The 24,697-nt window shown below is 38.4% G+C and carries 18 protein-coding genes and 1 pseudogene; 17 read left to right on the top strand and 2 right to left on the bottom strand.

Annotated features, from left to right (window positions below):
- The first annotated feature begins 2 nt into the window (after positions 1 to 2).
- From M3226_RS08930 to M3226_RS08940, 3 genes are all read left to right on the top strand, one after another.
- The gene (locus M3226_RS08930) at positions 3 to 2,312 is read left to right on the top strand and encodes a glycoside hydrolase family 3 C-terminal domain-containing protein (RefSeq protein ID WP_251564490.1); all 2,310 of its coding nucleotides are present in this window, start codon (positions 3 to 5) and stop codon (positions 2,310 to 2,312) included.
- Between the two features lie 213 nt (positions 2,313 to 2,525).
- On the top strand, positions 2,526 to 3,863 hold the full coding sequence (locus tag M3226_RS08935) for a glycoside hydrolase family 30 protein (protein WP_251564492.1): 1,338 nt from the start codon (positions 2,526 to 2,528) through the stop codon (positions 3,861 to 3,863).
- A gap of 367 nt (positions 3,864 to 4,230) precedes the next feature.
- Entirely contained in the window at positions 4,231 to 4,503 is a 273-nt protein-coding gene (locus M3226_RS08940) for an HU family DNA-binding protein (RefSeq protein WP_098528495.1), read from the top strand.
- Positions 4,504 to 4,773: 270 nt separating this feature from the next.
- Here M3226_RS08940 and M3226_RS08945 read toward each other — a convergent pair whose 3' ends face one another.
- Positions 4,774 to 4,953, bottom strand: coding sequence for a helix-turn-helix domain-containing protein (locus tag M3226_RS08945; protein ID WP_285857774.1), 180 nt, complete (start codon positions 4,951 to 4,953; stop codon positions 4,774 to 4,776).
- A 617-nt stretch (positions 4,954 to 5,570) separates the two neighbouring features.
- On the opposite strand from M3226_RS08945, the gene bioW reads away from it, so the two are divergent.
- The 6 genes from bioW (at position 5,571) to M3226_RS08975 (ending at position 11,845) form a co-directional block, all read left to right on the top strand.
- Entirely contained in the window at positions 5,571 to 6,356 is a 786-nt protein-coding gene (gene bioW, locus M3226_RS08950; RefSeq protein ID WP_251564496.1) for a 6-carboxyhexanoate--CoA ligase, read from the top strand.
- Positions 6,337 to 7,695: an adenosylmethionine--8-amino-7-oxononanoate transaminase gene (bioA, locus tag M3226_RS08955; protein ID WP_251564498.1), complete on the top strand. Its 1,359-nt coding sequence runs from the start codon at positions 6,337 to 6,339 to the stop codon at positions 7,693 to 7,695. Before bioW ends, bioA begins: the two co-directional genes overlap by 20 nt.
- Positions 7,685 to 8,854, top strand: coding sequence for an 8-amino-7-oxononanoate synthase (bioF, locus tag M3226_RS08960; RefSeq protein WP_251564551.1), 1,170 nt, complete (start codon positions 7,685 to 7,687; stop codon positions 8,852 to 8,854). The genes bioA and bioF overlap by 11 nt, the downstream gene beginning before the upstream one ends.
- Positions 8,851 to 9,555 carry a dethiobiotin synthase gene (bioD, locus tag M3226_RS08965; protein WP_251564500.1) on the top strand — a complete coding sequence of 235 codons (705 nt, stop codon included), beginning with the start codon at positions 8,851 to 8,853 and terminating at the stop codon, positions 9,553 to 9,555. Before bioF ends, bioD begins: the two co-directional genes overlap by 4 nt.
- Entirely contained in the window at positions 9,552 to 10,559 is a 1,008-nt protein-coding gene (gene bioB, locus M3226_RS08970) for a biotin synthase BioB (RefSeq protein ID WP_251564502.1), read from the top strand. The genes bioD and bioB overlap by 4 nt, the downstream gene beginning before the upstream one ends.
- 77 nt (positions 10,560 to 10,636) lie before the next feature.
- Positions 10,637 to 11,845: a cytochrome P450 gene (locus tag M3226_RS08975; protein WP_251564504.1), complete on the top strand. Its 1,209-nt coding sequence runs from the start codon at positions 10,637 to 10,639 to the stop codon at positions 11,843 to 11,845.
- Between the two features lie 358 nt (positions 11,846 to 12,203).
- Here M3226_RS08975 and M3226_RS08980 read toward each other — a convergent pair whose 3' ends face one another.
- On the bottom strand, positions 12,204 to 13,262 hold the full coding sequence (locus M3226_RS08980; RefSeq protein ID WP_251564506.1) for a LacI family DNA-binding transcriptional regulator: 1,059 nt from the start codon (positions 13,260 to 13,262) through the stop codon (positions 12,204 to 12,206).
- Positions 13,263 to 13,658: 396 nt separating this feature from the next.
- Between M3226_RS08980 and M3226_RS08985 the strand changes: the two genes are divergently transcribed.
- The 8 genes and pseudogenes from M3226_RS08985 to M3226_RS09020 all read left to right on the top strand — a co-directional run bounded on the left by M3226_RS08985 (position 13,659) and on the right by M3226_RS09020 (position 24,449).
- On the top strand, positions 13,659 to 15,095 hold the full coding sequence (locus tag M3226_RS08985; RefSeq protein ID WP_251564508.1) for an L-fucose/L-arabinose isomerase family protein: 1,437 nt from the start codon (positions 13,659 to 13,661) through the stop codon (positions 15,093 to 15,095).
- A 15-nt stretch (positions 15,096 to 15,110) separates the two neighbouring features.
- A pseudogene (locus M3226_RS08990) lies at positions 15,111 to 15,944 on the top strand (transketolase); the annotation flags it as partial.
- Positions 15,941 to 16,909, top strand: coding sequence for a transketolase family protein (locus M3226_RS08995; RefSeq protein ID WP_251564512.1), 969 nt, complete (start codon positions 15,941 to 15,943; stop codon positions 16,907 to 16,909). The pseudogene M3226_RS08990 and the gene M3226_RS08995, both read left to right, overlap by 4 nt.
- 10 nt (positions 16,910 to 16,919) lie before the next feature.
- Positions 16,920 to 18,410, top strand: coding sequence for a glycerol kinase GlpK (gene glpK, locus M3226_RS09000; protein WP_251564514.1), 1,491 nt, complete (start codon positions 16,920 to 16,922; stop codon positions 18,408 to 18,410).
- Between the two features lie 92 nt (positions 18,411 to 18,502).
- On the top strand, positions 18,503 to 19,975 hold the full coding sequence (locus M3226_RS09005) for an apiosidase-like domain-containing protein (RefSeq protein WP_251564516.1): 1,473 nt from the start codon (positions 18,503 to 18,505) through the stop codon (positions 19,973 to 19,975).
- Positions 19,976 to 20,382: 407 nt separating this feature from the next.
- Entirely contained in the window at positions 20,383 to 21,369 is a 987-nt protein-coding gene (locus M3226_RS09010; protein ID WP_251564518.1) for an AraC family transcriptional regulator, read from the top strand.
- Between the two features lie 156 nt (positions 21,370 to 21,525).
- A complete protein-coding gene (locus M3226_RS09015) occupies positions 21,526 to 22,884 on the top strand; it encodes an MFS transporter (RefSeq protein WP_251564520.1) in 1,359 nt (452 codons plus the stop codon).
- Positions 22,881 to 24,449, top strand: coding sequence for an alpha-L-rhamnosidase-related protein (locus tag M3226_RS09020; RefSeq protein ID WP_251564522.1), 1,569 nt, complete (start codon positions 22,881 to 22,883; stop codon positions 24,447 to 24,449). The genes M3226_RS09015 and M3226_RS09020 overlap by 4 nt, the downstream gene beginning before the upstream one ends.
- The last annotated feature ends 248 nt before the right edge of the window (positions 24,450 to 24,697 follow it).

The raw sequence follows: 24,697 nt of genomic DNA on the forward strand, positions 1-24,697 counted from the left end.
GGATGGAAAGAGATATTAAAAAATTAATTGAACAAATGACACTTGAAGAAAAGGCTGGTCTTTGCTCCGGGCTAAACTTCTGGCAGCTTAAAGGAATAGAGAGATTAGGCATACCATCCATTATGGTTACAGATGGCCCGCATGGCCTGCGCAAACAGCAGCAAAGTGCCGATCACCTGGGGATTTATGATAGTGTGCCAGCAACCTGTTTCCCTTCCGCTGTTGGACTTGCAAGTACATGGAATCGTTCTCTGATTAATAAGGTTGGTACTGCCTTGGGTGAAGAGTGTCAGGCTGAGGACGTTGCCGTCCTGCTTGGACCGGGTGCGAATATTAAACGCTCACCATTGTGCGGCAGAAATTTTGAATATTTTTCCGAGGACCCCTATCTTTCTTCGGAATTAGCGGCCAGCCACATTAATGGTGTTCAAAGCCAAGGCGTAGGTACATCTCTTAAACATTTTGCTGCAAACAATCAGGAACATCGCCGTATGTCGGTGGATGCAATCGTTGATGAACGGACGTTAAGAGAAATCTATCTTGCTAGTTTTGAGAAAGCCGTTAAGAAGGGGGAACCATGGACTGTTATGTGTTCCTATAACAAAGTAAATGGGGAATATGCTTCAGAAAATAAAACATTATTGACTGATATTTTAAAGGATGAATGGGGATTTGATGGGTTTGTCGTTTCAGACTGGGGTGCAGTCAACGAGCGGGCAAAGGGGTTAGAAGCCGGATTAGATTTAGAAATGCCTTCAAGTAATGGATTAGGAGATAGAAAAATTGTTGAAGCGGTAAAGAGCGGTAAACTTTCGGAACAAACACTGGACAAAACCGTGGAACGATTATTAAAAATTATCTTTAAGGCAGTGGATAACAAAAAAGAAAACGCAGTTTATGATAAAGAGGAACACCACCAGCTTGCTAGAGAAGTAGCGAGGGAAAGTATGGTTTTACTGAAAAATGAAGATCGTATTCTTCCGTTAAAAAAGGACGGAACGATTGCTGTTATCGGTGAGTTTGCTGTTAACCCAAGATATCAGGGCGGTGGAAGTTCCCATATCAAGCCGACCAAGCTGGATAATATTTGTGAGGAAATAGAAAAGAGTGCAGGAAATGCCAGCATTGTTTATGCAAAAGGATATCATTTAAAAAACGATCTTATAGATGATCAATTAATTTCAGAAGCAAAGGGAAAAGCGATCCATGCGGATGTTGCGGTTTTATTTGTTGGTCTTCCGGATCGGTATGAATCGGAAGGTTATGACAGAGAGCATTTAAGAATTCCTGACAATCATCGCATTCTTATTGAAGCGGTAGCAGAGGTACAGCCTAATATAGTGGTCGTCTTAAGCAATGGTGCACCAGTTGAGATGCCGTGGCTTGGTAAAGTAAAGGGTCTCCTGGAAGGGTATTTGGGAGGTCAGGCGCTAGGAGGCGCCATCGCTGATTTATTATTTGGTGATGAGAATCCAAGTGGAAAATTGGCTGAAACATTCCCGAAAGAGCTGCGTCATAATCCTTCTTACCTTAACTTCCCTGGGGAAGGGGACAAGGTAGAATATAAGGAAGGGCTTTTTGTAGGGTACCGCTATTACGATGCAAAAGCCATAGAACCGTTATTCCCATTCGGTTATGGTTTGAGTTATACAAGCTTTGAATATTCCAAACTATTGATTAACAAAGAATCCATTTTAGATAATGAAATAGTTGAAGTGACAGTTACAGTTAAAAATACAGGTGAGAGAGCTGGAAAGGAAATTGTTCAGCTTTACGTTCGTGATGTCGAAAGTACTGTTATTCGACCTGGAAAGGAATTAAAGGGCTTTGTAAAGGTTAATTTACAACCGGGTGAAGAGAAAGATGTAATCTTTACTTTGGATAAAAGAGCTTTTGCTTATTACAATGTGGAGCTTAAAGACTGGCATGTTGAGAGTGGATTGTTCGAGGTGCTTGTAGGGAAGTCCTCGGCTGAAATGATTTTAAAAGGTACTCTAGAAGTAAACTCTACTGTTACAGTTAACAAACTAGTCCACCGAAACACCACTATAGGTGACCTTTTGGCAAATCCAATACTTGCTCCAATCGTCCAAGAAATACTTGCAAAGGCAAATGAAGAAAGCCCGTTTGCTAATATGGCGGAAGACTCAGATGCTTTTGAAATGTTCCAGGCGATGATGAGATTTATGCCTTTACGTGCCATGGCTGCATTCAATCCAGAAAAATTAACGGAAGATATGCTTAATGGTCTTATCAAGCAGCTTAATGAGACATTAGACAATACTCCAAAGGCTCAAACAATTGAAAACTAAACATCTCATAAATAAATAGAGAATTATAACAAGCCAAACGGACTCGGGGAGTTTGGCTTGTTATATGTATTAAGGTTAAAAAACTAATAAATTTAACAATTATCTTTAAATAAATACTATTTTTCCATAGATAATACCACAATTCTTTAAAAAAACGATATAAACTGACAAGCAATAAAGCATTTACATAAGTGGAAATAGCATTGGAAAGGAATGAATTTAATGACTATAAAATGGATTGAAACAACACGTGATTCATATTGGCGAACAAAGGAACCTATCGAAACCTCTGATAAACAAAGTAATTTGATCATAACAGCAAATAAAGGCCGTGTTGTTGAAGGTTTCGGCAGCTGTTTTAATGAACTTGGCATGTATGCGCTTAATCACTTGTCAGAAGAAGAGCGTACAAAAGTACTAGATTCTTTATTTGCAAAGGATGGTGACTGCCAGTTTACCCTTTGCCGCCTGCCAATTGGTGCAAGTGATTATGCTTTGGAATGGTATAGTCATAATGAAACCAATGACGACTATGAGATGGAGCATTTCTCGATTGAAAGGGATCAGAAATACCTTATCCCATACATTCGCGAGGCACAAAAAAGAAATCCAGATATGAAGTTTTTCGCTTCACCATGGAGCCCTCCAACTTGGTTGAAATTTCCGAAAGCCTACAACTTTGGAACATTAAGATGGGACAAAAAAGTTCTTGAGGCCTATGCGCTTTATTTTGTGAAGTTTGTTCAAGCGTATGAAAAGGAAGGAATCAAAATCAACCAAATTCATGTTCAAAATGAAGTAATGGCTGATCAAAAATTTCCTTCTTGTAAATGGACAGGAGAACAATTACTGGAATTTATCCGGGACTATCTTGGACCTGCTTTTCAAAAGCACAATGTAGACACTGAAATCTGGTTGGGGACAATCAACGCTCCAGAGCCTTGGCAAGAGTTAATGACGGATACCACATCTGATTTTGATGTGTATGCTGGTCATGTTCTCAGTGACCCTGAAGCCTATAAGTATATCTCGGGTGTCGGCTATCAATGGGCAGGAAAACATGCTATCCAAAGGACTGCTGAGAGTTACCCTGAATTACGTTACTTACAAACGGAAAATGAATGTGGAAACGGCAAAAATTCTTGGGAATATGCGCAATACGTCAGTAACCTTTTCCGTCATTATTTTGTTAATGGGGCTAATGGATATGTATACTGGAATGCCGTTCTAGAGCCAAAAGGCCGCAGCACTTGGGGCTGGGAACAAAATTCCATGATTACTGTGGTTCCAGAAACGAAAAGTTTCCAATATAATCCTGAATTTTACGTGGTAAAACATCATTCGCATTTTGTTAAAAATGGAGCAGAAAGACTAGAAACAAAAGGCCATCTAACGGCTCATGCACTTGCATTCCAAAATCCGGATAATTCCATTGTATTAATTGTGAACAATCCACTAAAAAAAGAACGGGAATTAGTATTTGAAATCCATGGCCAAGCCTATCAATTTGATTTAAAACCTGAATCATTTAATACAATTGTTCTAAAATAACCCATTGACTCCGGTATTCATGCGAGGGATGTCAGCTGTAAATGCAATGCAGGAGGTAGTATTAGAAAAGAATACTTTTATAAACTTGTCAGTGATTGTGTGGAAACACTGTCTGAACTGAAAATAACTATATGAAAAATCGTATTTAAAAACGGGGATATTTAGCTGGATTTTCAAATGGCTGTTAGTTATATTAAAACCCACATCTGATTACTTTAGAAGCCCTATCTAAAGTAATCAATCATTGAAAAAAACAGGAGTTTCTCCATCTTTAAGCTAATATTATCAAGTGACAGATATATTGAAAATATGATATGCTGTCATCTCTACATAATATCAAAAAATAAAAAGAAGAGGTGCTTGAATAATGAATAAGACAGAATTAGTAAATGCTGTCGCAACACAAGCAGAACTAGCAAAGAAAGATGCCACAAAAGCTGTGGATGTGTTGCTCGAAACCATCTCTAATGCTCTTGCTAAGGAAGAAAAAATCCAGTTAATCGGTTTCGGAACATTTGAAGTTCGCGAACGTGCAGCTCGAACGGGGCGTAACCCACAAACAGGGGAAGAAATTCAAATTCCCGCTTCTAAAATTCCAGCTTTTAAACCAGGCAAGGAATTAAAGGAAGCCGTTAAATAAGTTCGAATATCTTTTATTAAATACAGAAAAGGTTCTAGGGATCATTCCTTAGAGCCTTTTTCTGGTTAAAAAAAGTAAACTTTTACCACTTGAATTTGTAACCCATTGGTGGATCAGGAATAGAATCATAATCCCTTTGGAGCTTCTTTTAGAATCCCATATTCTTCATAGAGGATTCTTAATAATCCTGACTGTACTTTCTCTAACCTTTGTATGTGGAAATTTCTCTTTTAAACAATCCTGTACCTGTGAAGCAGTTATATCTGGAAATTATCTTAACCAATGAAGAATTAATTCTTTATGTCCGTCGAACTTCTTTCTTCTTGTCATGGTGGACGCAGTCCACTCTACCATTTCATCTAGTGTCTTCTTTACGTACTTATACACTGTATTTCTTGATATATCTAGCTTCTTTGCGATCGCAGGTATTCTGTACACCTGATTATGCATTCCTTTAATTTATACATACAATTCGAACTTATCCACCTTTAAATAAAATGATTTTGCTTTCTTTTTGGGCCTAAAGGATGTCATAAGTAGAAAAGAAATGTTTGAGAGTATTTAGCAAGTTGATGTGCAGGGCTACCCCTGCTATGCTCATTAATGAAAGATTATGTGCTTTTTATTACGATTGTCTTTTTTACCTGTTCGTTTTTCGAACGGGTATTTTTTGATCAAAAAAGGTCATTATTAACGTTCGTTAAACAAAAAAAATTTATGAACGTTCAAAACTTTTATTATACTTTTACGAAAAAATATATAGAAGTAACTCGTTAGCTGTTAAAGCAATCAAGGACGATGGGGATTTGTCGAAAATTGTTTGAAATTAAAATTATTGACAAAATGGGTAGAAGATTTTAACATTTAAATGTTAACCAATAGTAATATTTGGTTAACAATTAGAAAGGTGTGGTTGAAAGAGAGGCGCTTTTTTTAGGGAAGATCTACTAGATAGAAAGTTTGTTCATAATGATTGCTGACAAAAGATGTGATTTTTAAAAAGAAATCCCCTAATCAAATTAATAAGGATACTAAAACAAATACCAAGGTTAGGAGGGTGAGAGTGTTTGAGCAAGGAAGACTTCTATAGTGTTAGAATGAGAGCTTCTGAGGATGGAGCCCATGAACAGGGGGGCAAGCATATTTCCGGTGGAGAACTCATTTCTACCTACGACAATTTGAAAAATGCTGTTAATGTCCTGCTCGAAAAGGCATTAACGCATTCAAGAGGGACCCCTGATTTTTTGCAGATTCAGTTTGAATTAATAGATAAACCAATATCAAAATTAAGGCCATTACCGATTGGTACAAATGAAGTGGAATCTGTAAAAGAAGGACATTCAATCGCACAGAACCTATTAGAGATAGCAGGGGTTCCCCGAAAATGTATTGAAAAAGCATTTGAGCAAATTACTGAAAATTCCGGGCTTAGAGGGGCCATTTTGTTTGATATTCGATCTAGTGTACGAATAGATAATCGAAACGAAAAAGGAGTACGGGTTTCGAGAATGGACTGGTTGACCACGAATTTTGACAAATGGTCGGACCACCACAAAATAACTCCAAGTCTAAGGGTGAAAGAGGCACTTGTTCTCGCAACAAAGGTAAGTCAGCATCCAGCTACAGTCGCAGAATTGTGCTGGTCCGATGATCCTGAATATATTACTGGATATGTTGCAGGTAAAAAAATTGGCTATCAGCGGATTACGAGATTAAAAGAATATGGTGATGAACGTGGCTGCCGCATCTTCTTTGTGGATGGCTTAAGCGATCTGCATGCATACATAGAATACTTAGAAAAACAGCCAATATTTGTTGAATGGGAGGAAGATAATGTCACACGAATTAACTGAAAAAAGTAAAAAGTACCTTTGGTTACCGTTCACGCAAATGAAAGATTACGATGAAAATCCGATCATCATAGAAAGCGGGCAAGGGATAAAAATGAAAGACACAGATGGCAAAGAATATTACGATGGTTTTTCTGCATTGTGGTTGAATGTCCATGGTCACCGAAAAAAAGAATTGGACGAAGCGATTAAGAAACAGCTTGATAAAATTGCCCACTCTACTCTTTTAGGAATGACTAATATCCCGGCAACAGAGCTGGCAGAAAAACTAATCGAAATTAGTCCAGAAAAACTGACTCGTGTTTTTTATTCAGATAGTGGTGCGGAAGCGATGGAAATTGCGCTCAAGATGGCGTTTCAATATTGGATGAATATTGGAAGACCGGAGAAGCAAAAATTTATTGCAATGCATAATGGCTATCATGGCGATACAATTGGCGCCGTTAGTGTTGGTTCGATTGATCTTTACCATCAAGTGTACGGACCGCTCATGTTCGAAAGCTATAAAGCTCCCATTCCATTTGTCTATCATTCTAAGAGCGGTGATCCAACGATATGCCGAGACGAATGTTTACATATACTTGAACAGCTGCTAATCGAAAAACAACAAGAAATCGCTGCGCTTTCAATTGAATCGATGGTCCAGGGGGCTGGAGGAATGATTGTGATGCCTGATGGATTTTTAGCAGGTGTCCGTGAGCTTTGTACAAAATATGATGTCTTAATGATTGTCGATGAAGTCGCAACCGGATTTGGCCGAACAGGAAAGATGTTTGCCTGTGAACACGAAGGGGTTCAGCCTGATTTAATGGCAGTCGGGAAAGGAATTACAGGTGGCTACTTACCAATTGCGGCAACCTTAACAACTGAGGAAATTTACCAAGCTTTTTATGATGACTACGATAAACTAAAAACCTTATTCCATGGTCATTCCTATACGGGAAACCAGCTGGGGTGTGCAGTGGCCCTTGAAAATTTACGTTTATTTGAAAAAGAAAACCTTGTAGAAGAGGTAGCCGAAAAGGCTAAGTATCTCCATAAATTACTTGAGGAGCTGAAATCGCTTCCTTACGTTGGTGACATCCGTCAGCTTGGGTTTATGTGTGGTATCGAGCTTGTTTTTTCAAAGGAAACGAAGGAGCCTTTACCGAAAGAAAAACGGATCGGCTATCAGGCTACACTGAAAATGAGAGAGCTAGGTATGCTAACAAGGCCATTGGGGGATACCATCGTCTTTATGCCGCCGCATGTGAGCACAAAGGAAGAACTAAAAGAAATGGTTGCGATTATGAAAGAAGCGATCATCGAGGTGACAAATGAGGTGACAAGTGTTGGAGCTTGATGAATGGTTGAGCAAGCGAATTGATCAAACGAAAGCAGCTGGTTTGTATCGAAAATTGCGAACGATGAATACGGCTCCTCTTCCAGAAATGTTAATCGACGGTAAGAGACATCTGGTTTTTTCTTCCAATAATTATTTAGGTTTGGCGAATGACAGGCAGTTGGTTTACGCCGCAGAAACAATCCTGAATGAATTTGGAGTAGGCAGCAGCGGCTCTAGATTAACTACGGGCCATACAGAGTGGCATCGAAGGCTGGAAGAAAAAATCGCTCAATTTAAGCAAACGGAAGCTGCCTTACTTTTTTCAAGCGGCTTTTTAGCAAATGTTGGCGTGTTATCTTCCTTACCTGAAAAAGGGGATGTCATTTTAAGCGACCAATTAAATCATGCAAGTATTATCGATGGCTGCCGACTTTCCAAAGCCTCAACTGTTGTGTATAACCATATCGATATGGATCATCTTGAAGAAAAATTGAAAAAAACATCTCACTATATGCGGCGTTTTATCGTAACAGATGGTGTTTTCAGTATGGACGGAACAATCGCCCCTCTTGATCAGATTATCTCCCTTGCAAAACGGTATCATGCCTACGTAATTGTCGATGATGCACATGCAACAGGTGTTTTAGGGGAAAAGGGAAGGGGCACGAGCGAACATTTCGGTGTGCATCCTGATGTGGTTATCGGAACCTTAAGTAAAGCTGTTGGCACGGAGGGCGGGTTTGTTGCGGGTTCTCGGGTTCTAATTGACTTTCTGCTCAACCATTCGAGGACCTTTATATTTCAAACTGCAATGCCTCCCTCCATTTGCTCTGCCTCCTATGCAGCATTTGAAATAATTGAAGAAAGTGACACAAAGCGCAAGCTGCTAGATTCAAATGTAAAAAAAATAAAAACGAGTTTAGTAGAAATGGGCTTTTACGTGAAGGGGGACGATACCCCGATTATTCCTGTTATGATCGGAGAGCCAACAGAGGCGGTTATTTTTGCCGAAAAGCTCCAGGAAAATGGAATTTTTGCTCCTGCAATCCGTCCGCCAACGGTACCTGTTGGGGAAAGTCGTATCCGCCTAACCGTCACCTCTGACCATTCTTCGAATGAAATTGATTACTTGTTAGAGTGCTTTTATTGCATTGGTAAGGAGCTGAAACTGATTTGAAAAACGGAATTTTTGTTACAGGAACAGATACTGATGTTGGAAAAACCATCATAGCGAGTGGAATAGCAGCAGTGTTAAAAGAGAGGCAGATAGATGTTGGAGTGTTTAAGCCATTGCTAAGCGGTATTCCACGTGAGGATCCAGCAAGCGATACAAGTCTTTTAAAACAACTATCTGAAACATCATTATCTTACGAAGAGATCACGCCTTTTCCATTTAAAGAACCACTTGCACCGTACATTGCAGCAAAGCTCGAAGGGAAGAGTGTTGGGATTGAAGATGTATTAGGTCGTTGGGAAAAGATTAAAGGAAAACACGGGTTTTTCATTGTCGAAGGGGCTGGTGGTATTTCGGTCCCACTAGGGGAACAGTTTTTAGTAAGTGACTTAATAAAAGCATTAAAGCTGCCCATTTTGATTGTAGCCCGGCCAAATCTCGGAACGGTCAATCATATTTTTCTAACGGTTCAGTACGCAAAGAGTCTAGGGATCACGATTGCAGGTATCATTCTGAATGGGATTAGTGAGAATCCTAGTCTTGCTGAAATAACCAACCCTAAATTAATTGATGAATTATGTGGTGTCCCTATATTAGGAATTACTCCTAAACTGAAAGATTTAACAATGGCAAACATAAAAAATATGGTAAAAGAACACGTAGATATGACTTTATTATTAAACGAAAAGGAGCTAAGAAGTTGAATAAATGGATGGAACTTGCGGAACAGGTATTAGCAGGGAAGGAAGTCACAAGTGACGAGGCTTTTTCAATCTTAGAATGTCCGGATGATGATGTATTGTTGCTCATGCATGCGGCATTTCAAATTAGAAAGCGCTTTTTTGGCAAAAAGGTAAAACTGAATATGATTATGAATACAAAATCGGGATTATGTCCAGAAAACTGCGGTTATTGTTCTCAATCTTCTATTTCAACTGCACCGATTAATACGTATAGTATGGTTGATAAGGATACAATCCTTAAAGGAGCAAAGCGTGCCCATGATTTAAATGTAGGGACATACTGTATTGTGGCCAGCGGCAGAGGGCCATCAAATAAAGAGATTGATCACGTGGTGGAAGCAGTAAAGGAAATAAAAGAAACATACGGATTAAAAATCTGTGCTTGTCTAGGGCTGTTGAAACCAGAACAAGCGAAGCGCCTAAAAGAAGCCGGAGTAGACCGTTATAACCATAATATTAATACATCCGAGAGTAACCATGCAAACATTACCACATCACATACGTATGATGATCGCGTCAATACGGTTGAGACGGTAAAAGGATCTGGTATGTCTCCATGTTCAGGTGTTATTGTCGGTATGAGGGAAACGAAGCAGGATGTAGTGGATATGGCTAACAGCTTAAAAGCTCTTGATGCGGATTCCATCCCAGTTAATTTCTTACATGCCATTGACGGTACCCCGCTACAAGGAGTAAAAGAATTAAATCCACTTTATTGTTTAAAAGTGCTAGCATTATTCCGCTTTATCAATCCAACTAAGGAAATTCGAATCTCGGGTGGACGCGAAGTCAATCTTCGTTCCTTACAGCCGTTAGGGCTATACGCAGCCAACTCGGTTTTCGTTGGCGATTATTTAACAACAGCTGGCCAAGAAGAAATCGAAGATTATAAGATGTTACGTGACTTAGGATTTGAGGTAGAATCAGTAGAAGAAATGAAAGCTAGCTTAGCAGTAGAAAAATAAAAGAGTTTAAAAGTTTTACAGAGATATGAGTGATGGATCTCTGTAAGATGATTGTGATTAAATTAAAGGGGGCTGACATGAAAACAGATTTAAATCAAACATTACCACTTTCATTTACTACTACTGAGTTTTTTCAAAATCCTTATCCATTTTATGAAAAGCTTCGATCCATGCACCCAATCTATTGGGGAAACCTGTTAAAGTATCCGGGATGGTATGTGACAGGATATGAAGAAGCAATAACCATTCTTAAAGATACTCGATTTAAAAATCGCACCCCGCTGCCCCAGACATCGAAAAAATATGAGCAGCTCAAAAACATCCAAAATAACATGATGCTTTTTAAAAATCAACCAGACCATAAGCGGTTGCGTTTCCTGGTTAGTAACCTATTTACTCCTAGAATGGTGGAACATCTTCGTCCTTTTATCCAAGAAACGGTAAACGATTTACTGCACAAGTTTCAAAATAAGAAAACAATGGATGTGGTTTCCGATTTTGCGTTTCCTTTAGCAAGTCTCGTTATCGCGAAAATATTAGGAGTACCTCAAGAAGAGCGATATCAATTTAGAGAATGGGCGGCAAGCTTAATTCAAACCATTGATTTTACCCGTTCGAGAAAGGCGTTAGATAATGGAAATGCAATTACTATAATCTTAAGGGATTATTTTAATGAACTAATTAAAATACGGAGACACAGCCCTGAAGAGGATCTTATCAGTTTGTTAATAAAGGAGGAACAGCAAGGGGACAGGTTAACAGATGAGGAATTATTGGCAACCTGCATTTTACTTGTTATTGCCGGTCATGAGACAACAGTCAATCTTATTAGCAATTCGATCCTTACCTTATTGAAACATCCTAATCAACTGATGGAGCTAAAGAAAAAACCATTACTGATTGAAGGAGCGATTGAGGAGTGTTTACGCTATGAGAGCCCAACACAGATGACCGCTCGGATTGCTACTGAGGATATTGAGATCCACAATACAACTATTAAAAAAGGGGAACAAATATATATATTATTGGGAGCTGCCAATCGAGATCAGAATAAATTCCATGATTCTCATTTATTCGACATAACGAGGAATCCGAATCCCCATCTTGCATTTGGATATGGCATGCATTTTTGTTTAGGTGCCCCGTTGGCACGTTTAGAAACACAAATTGCGATTAAATCATTCCTAGTTTGGAAAGACAACCTTCAATTAGCGGCTTCTGACTTGCAATGGAGAAAACTGATTGGATTTAGGTCGCTAAACGAGCTGCAAATTATATTTGACTGAGTTAGGATATAGAGATTGTATATTTGGAATGGTGAATCCAAGCGGTAAAAGAAAAAGGACACAACTATTCATCCGCTTTTTCATTTGTTCCTACCGCCATAATGTAATGATTATGAAAAATTCATTGATATCCTTAGTAAGACCCTATAAAAGGCCCTAGCAGCTAAAGGAGGGTACTGAAAAACCTTCGGTTTTTCAAAAATCTTTTTATCACCACAAAAAAAGACGACTCTAAAATTCCAAAATGGGGATTTTAAGTCGTCTTTTTTAATCTAAGGGGCACAAAAAACCCGAATAAGGGACTTTTTTAAGAGTCCCTTATTCGGGTTATAGTTCATGTTACCAAACTAAGGTTTTTTTAGGCTTTTATTTCGCTTTCCGTTAGTGTTGAAACTACACATGATTTCCTTTCAATGATTTCTGTATCCACAAACAATTTAATCTTATCTGTGTCATTATTTTCAATCTGTTTTATAAGTTTTTCAACAGCAAGTAAAGCAATCCGGTCCTTTTTTACATGGATTGTCGTTAATTCAGGCGTTATCACTTGGGACTCAAATATGTTATCAAAACCAATCACAGATACGTCATCCGGAACCCTAACGCCTAATTCATTAAGCGATTTTATAACGCTAATGGCCATATAATCAGCTTCGCAGAATAAAGCTGAAGGCAATTGGTTTAACCGGTTTTTGATTTTCTCTTTAAACACATCCTGGGATGAAATCACTGTCGGGGATACTGAAAAGTAATTGGTTTCGGCAATCATTAACCCATTTTCACTAAGTGCTTGTAAAAAACCCTTTTTCCTCATATCAAAATTATACATTCTCGTATTTGACCCTACATAACCAATTTGCTGATGTCCTAACTCCATTAAGTATTGTCCTGCCTGGTATGCACCATATACGTTGTTCATGACGACAAAGCTTACGTCCAACGTTTCAAAACAAGTATCCAGCACAACAATATTTGGCTGTACACTGGCAACTAAATTAATTTGCTCTGGTGTTAAGTTTGTACCTAACAATAATATACCTGCAGACTTTTGTTCTTGTTCGAGTCGGGTTATTTCATCTTGGAGGTTCTCTATACTGATTGAGGAAACCATAAGTGAATAACCACTGGTACCGATTTGTCTGTCAAGATTATGTATTAAATCCGTGAAAAAAGGGAGTGATTCATATTGCTCTGTTACAATGCCTGCATTTGTGACTGCTACAAATCTCAACAGTTTTGTGTTTAGCTGAACAAATTGATCAGCTTTAATAATTGGGCGTGGAATATATCCATGTTCCTGAGCGATTCGCAAGACCTTCTCACGTGTTTTTTGGCTGACACCATTTTTTCCATTCAACGCCAGAGAAACAGCGGATTTCGAAACATTAGCTAATTTAGCAATATCATCTATTTTCATTAATTTATTAACACCTGCCTAAGAGATAAAAAGATCATTAAGTTAGTTAAACTTTTTGTTTATTTTATTATAGCATATAACAAGCTGGTTTAGTTTTAATTTAGTTAATGTTTAGCTGCTGTTTAGATAAAAAAGTGTTTCTTATAAAGAAAACTTTAGATTAATAGTAGATTTTCATACAATAAACATATAAAAATACTAAAATTTTAATAAATAAACAAATTAAATACTAAAATAATTTATAAAAATAATTGACTAGTTATTTAATAGTTGCTATTATTTGTTCAAGGGTTTGGATGAAAACTAAAATTATTTAGTTTTTTAAAAATAACATTTTTGTATGCGCTTTATTATTTTGGTGTTTATATTTTGAAATTGTTTGGGAGGCACATGAAAATGGAAAAGATTAAACTTGGATTTGCGCCAACAAGAAGATTTGTATTTAGTAAAGAAGATGCATTAAAGTATAAACATTTAATTAGAGAAAAAATAGAGAGCTTTGGCTTAGGCCTTGAAATTGTTGATTTGGAAGGGATCAATGAAGAAGGGTTGCTGCATGAGCGTTTAGAAGAACCAGCGATAATAAAGCGATTTAGAGATGCTGAAGTGGATGCATTATTTTTTCCACACTGTAACTTTGGTACTGAAGATATTGTTGCCCGTGTAGCCAAAGCGATCGGCAAACCTGTTCTGCTTTGGGGTCCAAGAGACGAAGCTCCATTGGAAGATGGGATGCGTCTTCGTGATACGCAATGTGGAATGTTTGCAACTGGTAAAGTTCTGAGAAGATTTAACGTCAAATTTACATATATTACCAACTGCGCAGTTGACAGCCCTGTTTTTGAACGTGCCTTTAAAAATTTCATTGCTGCAGCTAATGTTGTCAAGCAATTTAATAATCTACGAATCTTGCAAATTTCCACAAGGCCATCTGATTTCTGGTCCGTAATCTGTAATGAAGGTGAATTGTTGGAAATATTTGGCATTCAGATACATCCGATCACACTAGAAGAATTGAAAAAAGTAACCTTAAAAATCGAAAAGACAGACAGCCCGGAATTAGATGAAGCAATGAGCTATATCAAGGAAAAGCTCGACTGGAGCGGCGTCACAGAACAGGATGTTCGACGGATCGCTTCCTTAAAAGTGGCAATGAAACAACTTGCGGATGATACAAGAAGTACAGCTATTGCGATTCAATGCTGGTCAACCTTACAGGATATTATTGGCATCATGCCATGTTTGGCCAATGCCATTCTGACTGATGAACAAATCCCGGTAACATGTGAAACCGATATACATGGTGCGATTACATCGATTATGGTTCAAGCCGCTACCATGAATACTCAGCCAACCTTTTTCGCTGATATTACGATTCGTCATCCTGAAAATCCAAATGGCGAGCTGTTATTCCACTGCGGAAATTTCCCTGTTTCGTTAAGTGTAGAAGAAAAGCCAAAGTTAAACAAACACTTCTTATTTGACGATCATTCTCCAGGTACACATGAAGGGGAAATTAAGGGTGGAGAAATGACACTTGCCCGTTTTGACGGAGATCATGGTGAATATTCAATCTTCCTTGGAAAAGCGAAGGGGATTGAAGGGCCGTTCTCGAGAGGATCGTATGTATGGGTAGAAGTAAATGACTGGCCATTGTGGGAAGAAAAGCTGGTAAAAGGTCCGTATATTCACCATTCAGTAGGTATCCATGCCAACGTGATTCCAGTCCTGTTTGAGGCATGCGAATATATCCCAGGGTTGAATCCTGATCCAGTAGACCCAACTGTAGATGAAATCAGAGCATGGCTTCGTGGCAGTGACCTTAATAAATAAAGCGAGGAGGTAAAAAGAATGAACAAAATTGAGTTTCTAAAACGGAAAGCAACAGAAATTCGAATGGAACTGCTAAAAATGATTTATGAAGCGGGTACGGGGCATACAGGCGGCTCTCTATCCAACACGGATATCTTAACAGTTCTTCACTATCATATTATGAATATTGATCCAAAAAAACCGAAATGGGAGGATCGTGATCGTTATGTCCAGAGTAAAGGGCATGCGGTTGAGTCGTACTGGGCGATTTTAGCAGACAAAGGATTTTTTCCGAAAGAAGAATTAAAGACATTCTCTCAATTTAATACTAGATTAATTGGTCACCCAAACAATAAAGTGCCTGGTGTGGAAATGAATACTGGCTCCTTGGGACACGGGCTGCCCATTTCAGTTGGCATGGCCTTGGCTGCCAAAATGGATGGAAAATCGTATCGTGTCTATACCTTAATGGGAGACGGCGAACAGGCAGAAGGATCAGTTTGGGAAGGGGCTATGGCCGCTTCACATTACAAGCTGGATAATTTAGTAGCCATCATTGATCGCAATAGATTGCAAATCACTGGAAGTACAGAGGATGTTATGTCCCTTGAACCATTCGGGGATAAGTGGAGAGCATTTGGTTGGGAAGTTGTCGAGATAGATGGAAATGACGTTGAGCAATTGGTGAATGTTTTCGAGGAGGCTCCAAGGGTTATTGGAAAACCAACTCTCATTGTCGCCAATACAGTCAAGGGTAAGGGGATTTCATTTGCTGAAAATGTAGCGAAATGGCATCATCACGTACCGAGTCAAGAAGAATATCAATTAGCCATGGAAGAACTTTCTAAGCAATTGGAGGTGTTACAATGAGTATTGTTGCTCTAAAAAGTGCTAAAGGAAATAAGATTGCCAATCGTCAAGCCATCAGTGAGGTCTTACTAGATTTAGCGAAAGAAAATAAAGATATTTTAGTTTTAACGAGTGATTCTAGAGGTTCGGCCTCTCTTGTGAATTTTGGTAAGGAATTACCGGAACAAGTCGTCGAGGTAGGGATTGCAGAACAAAATCTCGTTGGGATTGCTTCAGGCTTGGCGGCTTCTGGTAAAAAGCCATTTGTTGCCTCACCAGCTTGTTTTTTAAGCATGAGAAGTATTGAACAAATTAAAGTAGATGTGGCGTATTCCAATACAAATGTTAAGCTAATCGGCATAAGCGGAGGCGTTAGCTATGGGGCGCTTGGGATGTCTCACCATTCTTTGCAAGATCTAGCCGTAACCCGTGCCATTCCTGGTCTGGATGTCATGATGCCAGCAGATCGTCATGAGGCGAAAAAAATGATTGAGGCATTGGTAAAATATGATCGACCGGTTTATCTTCGAATTGGCCGCAATCCTGTAGAAGATTCATATGTTTCTGAAGACTATGATTTTCAAATCGGTAAAGCCGTTACGATGAAAGAAGGTACAGATATTACGATTATTGCAACAGGGGAGACAGTCAGAATTGCATTAGATTCCGCGGTAGCTCTTCAAATGGATGGCATTGATTGCAGGGTCATAAATATGCATACAATCAAACCGTTAGATAAGGAAGCTATTCTGAATGCTGCTGAGGAAACAGGAAGAATTATCACCATAGAAGAGCATAGTATTTATGGCGGTTTAGGTTCAGCTGTTTCCGAAGTTGTTTCACAAAGTCACCCGGTTCCTGTTAAGATTCTTGGTCTTCCAGACGAACCTGCTATTGCCGGAAAAACAGCTGAAGTATTTGAATATTACGGATTAAGTGTTGACAATGTCAAGAAGGTTGCCATTCAGATGGTGAATAAAGGATGAGGTGTTCCTAATGTCTCACGAGCAATATATCCTTGCAATTGATCAAAGCACGTCAGGAACAAAGGTTTTGCTTGTTAATTCAAAAGGGCAAATCACTCATAAATGTTCTGCAAGTCATACTCAGCACTATCCTCAAACTGGATGGGTAGAGCACGACCCTGTTGAAATCTATGAAAATGTTAAAACCCTTTTAACAGAGATGGTACAAACCATCTCTATTCCAGAAGATGAATTAGCTGTATTGGCCATAACCAATCAAAGAGAAACGGTAGTAGTTTGGGATAAAGAAACAGGGATCCCGGTTTACAATGCCATCGTTTGGCAATGCCGAAGAACATCAGATATGTGTGAAGAGTTGGAAGAACAAGGATATGAAACGATTATACAATCAAAAACCGGGTTAAAAGCAGATCCATATTTTTCTGCATCCAAGGTGAAATGGATTATGGATCATGTGGATGGCGTCAAAGATAGAGCAAGAGAAGGTAAGCTCTTATTAGGTACGATTGATAGTTGGCTTATCTGGAAATTAACAGGCGGGAAGGTTCATGCAACAGATTATTCCAATGCTAGCAGGACTCTTCTGTTTAATATTCATAGCCTTCAGTGGGATGATGAGTTGTTGCACCTTTTTGATATACCAAGAGAAATGCTTCCTGAAGTAAAAGATTCTAATGAACTATTTGGTGTAACTGAGGATCCTTCACTTCCGTTCGAAGCACTTCCTATCTCAGGTGTAATTGGAGATTCACAAGGTGCATTATTTGGCCAGAAATGTTTTGAACCTGGAATGGCAAAAGCGACATTCGGGACCGGTACTTCTGTTCTAATGCAAACTGGAGAAATGGTAGACGGTACCAATGGTTTGGTCACTTCCATTGCATGGGGATTAAATGGGAAAGTGAGCTATGCACTCGAAGGGATTATTAATAGTACCGGTGATACGATAAAATGGCTAAAGGAGCAGCTTGAATTAATTGATGAAATTGGCGAGGCAGAGCAGTTAGCGTGTTCGATTTCAGATAATCAAGGTGTCTATCTTGTACCAGCTTTTGTAGGCTTGGGAGCCCCATATTGGAAACCGTTCACTCGTGCTGCAATTATGGGAATAAGCCGAAATACTGGGAAACCCCACATTGTCCGTGCAGCATTAGAAAGTATCGCTTATCAGGTTAAGGATGTTATTGAACTGATGCAATCAGAATCCAATATTCAAATAAAGAGTGTAAAAGTGGATGGCGGAGCCACAAGCAACCGTTTCTTAATGCAATATCAAGCTGATATGTTGGATATTGATGTGATTGCTTCAGAAGTAGCCGAATTATCTTCGATGGGTTCCGTTTATCTAGCTGGTATAGGAGTAGGAATTTGGACATCGACAGACGAAATTTATAAACTAAATCAGGGGCATGAATTGTATCAACCTTTGATGACTAGTGATGTAAGAGATAAATATTATCATGGGTGGAAGCAGTCGGTAAATGGTGTTTTAGTATGTTAAAGCGCAGGGCTGCTGCTAGTATGTTTTACCAATTAAACACCGTAGAAATTTTATCTGAACTAACTATTTATTTCATTTAAAAAGGAGAAAAAATGGATAGGTTAAAAATCTCAGAAAATAGAAGATTTTTTACACAGCAGAATGGGAAACCATTTATCTGGATGGCAGATACGGATTGGACAATCGCACAGAGATTAAAATGGGACGATGTTGATTACTTGATGCAGAAACGAAAATCACAAGGATTTACTGTATTACAGATTGTTGCACTTGATCCGGAACAGGATAGGGAAATGAGAAATCCAGCTGGAGATAAGGCTTTATTAAATGATAATCTGAACACTCCTAATGAAAAATATTTTCAGTATTTAGACTGGATAATAGATAAAGCGGAAGAATATGGATTTTATGTACTGTTACTTCCTGTATGGGGTGAACTTGTAGTAGGTCATAACTGGATGGGTGAGTTTTCAGAAAAAATTGTTACTAAAGAAAATGCTTTTCAATACGGAAAATGGATTGGTAATCGCTATAAAGATAGAACAAATATCATTTGGTGTCTAGGTGGGGACAGGCAGCCCATTCATCTAGGGGTGGATTACAAGGATGTTTGGCGGAAAATGGCGGAAGGGATTGCAAAAGGGGTTCTACAAAAGGATATTAAACATAACGAAAAAGATCCTGATTGGCAAAAGCTTTTAATCACTTATCATGCATGCCATGAAGCGGAGACCGGCGAATGTTCAACAATGTCCTATTGGAATGACGATGATGCCTGGATATCATTTATTATGATTCAATCTGGACATGGGTTAACACCGAAAAATTATGAACTAGTAAAAAATGATTATAATAGAAAAAATCCTATGCCTGTTTTTGATGGCGAACCTGCCTATGAGCAAATGCCAACCTCTTGGCCAGTTGGAACTGATTTCCATGGGGGATGGATGGTGAGGAAACGTGCCTATTGGAGTTTGTTCGCCGGGGCATTTGGTCATACATATGGTCATCCATCCGTGTGTTGGATGATTTCCGAAAAGGAAAGAGATAGTTTCAGAAAATATTCTTGGTTTGAAGCTTTGGACCAACCTGGAGCATGGCAGATGAAAATCTTGCGAGATTTTTTGGAATCTAGAGATTTAAGTCAATGTATTCCTTGTCAGGAATTACTAATTGAACAGAGTGATAAGATCGAAGATGTTATAGATGAACACATACAGGCATGTGTAGAAAAGGAAGGGAAATTTGCTTGTCTATACTTCCCATCAGGTGGAGAAGAAACCATAGATTTAAGTAGATTGGAAATAGATCAGCTACAAATTTGGTGGTTTAATCCCAGAGATGGACAAAGCTATACACAAGCGAATGTTATAACAGATAAAGCAATTAGTTTAGCAGTTGAAAAGCGAGGCGTTCTAAAAATAATAACGCCTACTCGTGGATATGGGCAGGATTGGGTATGTGTAATAGAGGAGAGAAATAATCACTCAACAATTCCAGGCAAAGCAAAAATTTATGGAGAAATGCCTGTACCGTTTGAAATCAAGAAAACATTTATGTGGTGACTAAAAAAGAATTATGCCTAGACGTTTGGTTGATTAACTTACCAATCCTGCTGGCATGGAGACAAAAGTTGTTCTTAGGAAACAGAGCATAAGAAAATCGCTGGATTTTGTAATGGCGAGGACGTTGGTATGGTCATACTTGGATATAAAATTTAATAACCAAAAGTAAACAGGTCTAGTAGGTCTGTTTATTTTTTGCTTTTAATGTATCGTATCACAACTGATCTTTTTTACCTCTGCCATTGGTCTAAGTCTCCTATTGTCTTCAATCCCCTCCCCATTATAGAATAAGCAATAATGTTTATTTGTTGGCACTTGGATAATATAAATTTGCCAACCATTATATTAAATTTAAATATTTCTTCTTCATTATCACAACTTAAGTAAAAACTAGGGATGAAATCGTTATGAATCATAAACAATTAGACCAATATTTACGTAAATATGACCCAATCGAGGAAATTCAAATAAAAACTCGTAAGAATATCAATGATTTTGATGGACACGAGTTACTTGTTGAAAGTGGCAGCAGCATCCCAAGAATGCAGGAAGAGTACTTTTTCAATAAGGGTCCAATTTTTATCAGCAAACATCATAGATTTGCGGATATGCCTCTTCATATGCATTCTTTTATTGAAATCAATTATGTCTACTCAGGTATCTGTAAGCAAAATATTAACGGTAAGGAAGTAGTATTGACACAAGGGCAGGTATGCATGTTAGATGTAGACGTACCACACAGCATACCCGCACTCGGAGAACATGATATTTTGATAAATATTATTATGAAAAAAGAGACCTTTACTGGATCATTCATAGGTCGATTAGGAGATACAGGGATTGTGTCTAACTTTTTAGTGAATGCAGTTTCGGAGAATCAAAGGCATGACCATTATATTTTGTTTCACTCTGAGGACAATGAAAACCTACAGTACATTATTAAAAATATGATGTGTGAGTTCTTCGATGAACAGGACTACTCCGTTGAAATGGTTCAGTCGTATTTACCTGTCGTATTAACCGAGTTAATGCGTGCTTATCAGCTTGACAAAAATTTTGAACTTACACGTGTGTCCGGAAAAGCGAATATTATCGAAATTCTTCATTATATTGAACAGAATTATAATCACTGCAGTCTAACCAGACTTGCTGAAAAATTCAATTTCAATCCTAATTATCTTGGCAATATGCTCAAAGAACGAACAGGTAAAACATTCTTAGAACTTGTTCAAATGCAGAGGATGATTCGTGCCTCCGTACTGTTAAAAAATACAACCAAAAGTATGGATGACATTGCTTTTGAAATTGGTTATGAAAGCAGCAGTTTCTTTCATCGGAAATTTAAACAGCATTTTGGCTGTACCCCAAGTCAATTTCGTAAAAAGGGAAAATAGCTGACATATGTTAAATGCCCTTTTACCCATGTAATCAACCTGTAAAAAGAGCAGTTTTAACTGTAATCTGTTTGTTGTATACGAATTCAGAAAGCGGTTTAATAAGTATATGAACTAGTTCAACAAACAGCGATATGATATACAGGAGGTTGCGATATGAACTCAACAGCAGGTGCGTGGCGACAAAGAATTGGATATGGCGCAGCAGATCTTTCATGTAATTTAGTTTGGCAAATGATAGGACTTTATCTAATGTTTTATTATACAGATGTTGTTGGTTTGAAAGCGGTTCAAGTGAGTTTGTTATTCTTATTAACAAGGATTGTCGATGGTGTAGCAGATGTAATGATGGGAATTATTATTGATAAAACAAACACAAAATGGGGAAAATCAAGACCATATTTCCTTTGGGGAGCTATTCCTTTCGCCATTCTTGGAATTCTAGCATTTTATGTTCCTGATGTAGGACCGGTAGGAAAACTGCTTTATGCTTATATGACGTATATGGGACTTTCAATGGTTTATACAATGGTTAACATACCGCTAGCGTCCATTTTACCAAGTTTAACTAGTGAGCCTCAGGAACGAACAATGCTTTCAACGGTTCGAATTATTTTTTCCTTTATTGGAGCAACTGCAGTCAGTGTTCTCACAATGCCAATGGTAAAAACACTTGGGGGAGGTTCACAAGCGACTGGTTTCTTTTGGACGATGGTGATCTTCAGTATCATTGCTTGTTTATTCTTCTTTTATACTTTTAAAAATGTAGAAGAAAAGGTAAAGGTTCAAGTTGAGAAAGTAACTGTAAAACAAGCGTTTTCTACTTTGAAAGGAAACAAGCCATATTATATTTTTGCTTTAAATATCTTGTTTATGTGGGGTTCTTATTTCTTTCAGCAGGGAGCACTCATCTATTATTTCACCTACAATTTAGATCGAGCAGATCTTGTTGCTACGATTGCAGGAATTGGTTCCTTTGTTCCGATTGCAGGTACATTTTTAACACCATTTATTGCGAAAAAAATGTATAAACGTACATTATTTATGATTTCAAGTGTGGTCAACCTTGTTGGTATTTTAATCATGTTGTTTGCTGGTTCAAACATCCCGGTCATAATTGTTGGGGCAGGTATAGCAGCAATTGGCTATGGAACCCGCCAAAGCATTTATTTTTCGATGCAGGCAGATCCAGTCGATTATGGTGAGTGGAAAACAGGTATCAATGCATCAGGCTTATTATCAGCATTAAACGGCTTTATCGGAAAAGTGACGATGGCTGTTGCAGGTGCGTTGTTTGGACTTATGCTAACCTGGGGACATTATGTGCCAAAAGGTCATCAAACAGAGCAAGCATTGCTGGCGATTAAGATGGGGTACTTAATTATTCCGGCCGTACTAGTTGTTGTCTCCATGATTACAATGAGTTTCTATAATCTTGATAAAATTTACCCGAAAATTCGTGCTGAAATTGATGCACGGAATAGTGAACGGGAGAAGCAGGGGATAGCGGTATGAGTATTCAAAAACTGGAAAAACAAGTGATTGTAAGAAATGAAAAATTTATTGAAACAGCGGAACAATTGAAGCCACAACTTCATGAAACGATTGTGAAGCCTTCATCAATCGTAGAAATAAAAGCGGATTCAGAAGTCATTCATGGCTGGAGGCCAGAGGTTGTTGCACCTGCATCCACTCTATCAGACTCTGAATATGGAAAAAATGGTTCGTTTGTTCTGGATTTTGGTGACCATCAGGTTGGGTACCTAACGTTTAAGATTCGTTCAGCTGGCAGTCCGCCTGATGCGCCGCTCAAACTAAAACTCACAATTGGAGAGATGCCAGTTGAGATGGCAGAACTGTTTGAGAATTATAATGGATGGCTTAGCAGTTCGTGGCTTCAAGAAGAGACTATCTTTGTTGATGTATTTCCAGCTGTTATATCCTTACCTCGTCGTTACAGCTTTAGATATGTAAAGTTTGACGTGATTGATACCTCACCTAAATATCGAGTTGTCTTTGAAAGTGTAGAATGTAAAGCTGTTACATCAGCAAATATAACTGCTGTACAAAAGATTTCTCATCAGGATGAGGAACTTCAAAAAATAGATGAAATTAGTATTAAAACACTAGCAGATTGCATGCAGGATGTTTTTGAAGATGGACCAAAACGCGATCGCAGGCTTTGGCTCGGCGACTTAAGATTGCAAGCACTAGCAAACTATCAAACGTTCAGGACAAATGACCTTGTTAAACGTTGTCTTTACCTATTTGCAGGTGTTCCAGATGATAAAGGCAAAGTTCCAGCGAATGTATTTGTTGCACCGCAGCTTATTGCAGATGATACTTATCTATTCGACTATTCTTTGTTCTTTGCTGCCTCATTACATGATTACTATTTTGCTACAAGCGATTTAGAGACATTGAAGGAACTATGGCCGACTGCCTATCGCCAAGTTGAACTTGCACTTGAAAGACTAGATGAAAACAAAATTCTAAAAGATACCCCCAATTGGTGGTCATTCATTGATTGGCAGGAAGGGCTAAACAAACAAGCTCCATCTCAAGCAGTATTAATTTACACCATGAAACAGGCAATCCGTCTTGCGGAAGAATTAAATGCAGCAGAAAAAGATAGTTTGAAAGACCGTCTTGCAGAAATTGAGGAAGCTACTAAAACCTATTTGTGGGATGAAAAACAGCAATTTTTTATCAGTGGCTCCGACCGTCAAGTATCTTGGGCAAGCCAAATTTGGATGGTCCTGGCAGGTGTTTTGACTAAGGAAGAGAATAATAATCTAATGAAGCGTCTTTTAGCTGAAAATCCAGCTGTTGGAATTGCAACGCCATACATGTATCATCATTTGATTGAAGCCTTGCTGGTTTCAGGAGAAAAAGAGCTGGCAATCGCAGAAATGAAGAACTATTGGGGCGGCATGATCCAAGATGGAGCGGATACGTTCTGGGAATTATATGATCCAAAGAATAAAGATTTTTCTCCGTATGGCAGCCATTTAATTAATAGCTATTGTCATGCCTGGAGCTGCACACCAACTTATTTAATAAGGAAATACGATTTATAAACCCAATTAAACAATAGAGTCTTGTGCGTAATATTGCCAAGACTTTTTTGTTTTAACCTCTTGATAAACGACAAGGAGGAAAAAAGAGTTAATAAAATATATTACTTGAAAATTTGTTATAACTCAACTTTCGCACCTGGAAAAATGTAATGAGTTTATATGTGTGTAATGTTTGGAGTGGTTAAAGTATGGTACTAGACTTTAAATATAGGCATGAAAAAACACCTCTTCATTTGGTATAGTTGATT

This window comes from Neobacillus cucumis (genome assembly GCF_023715505.1).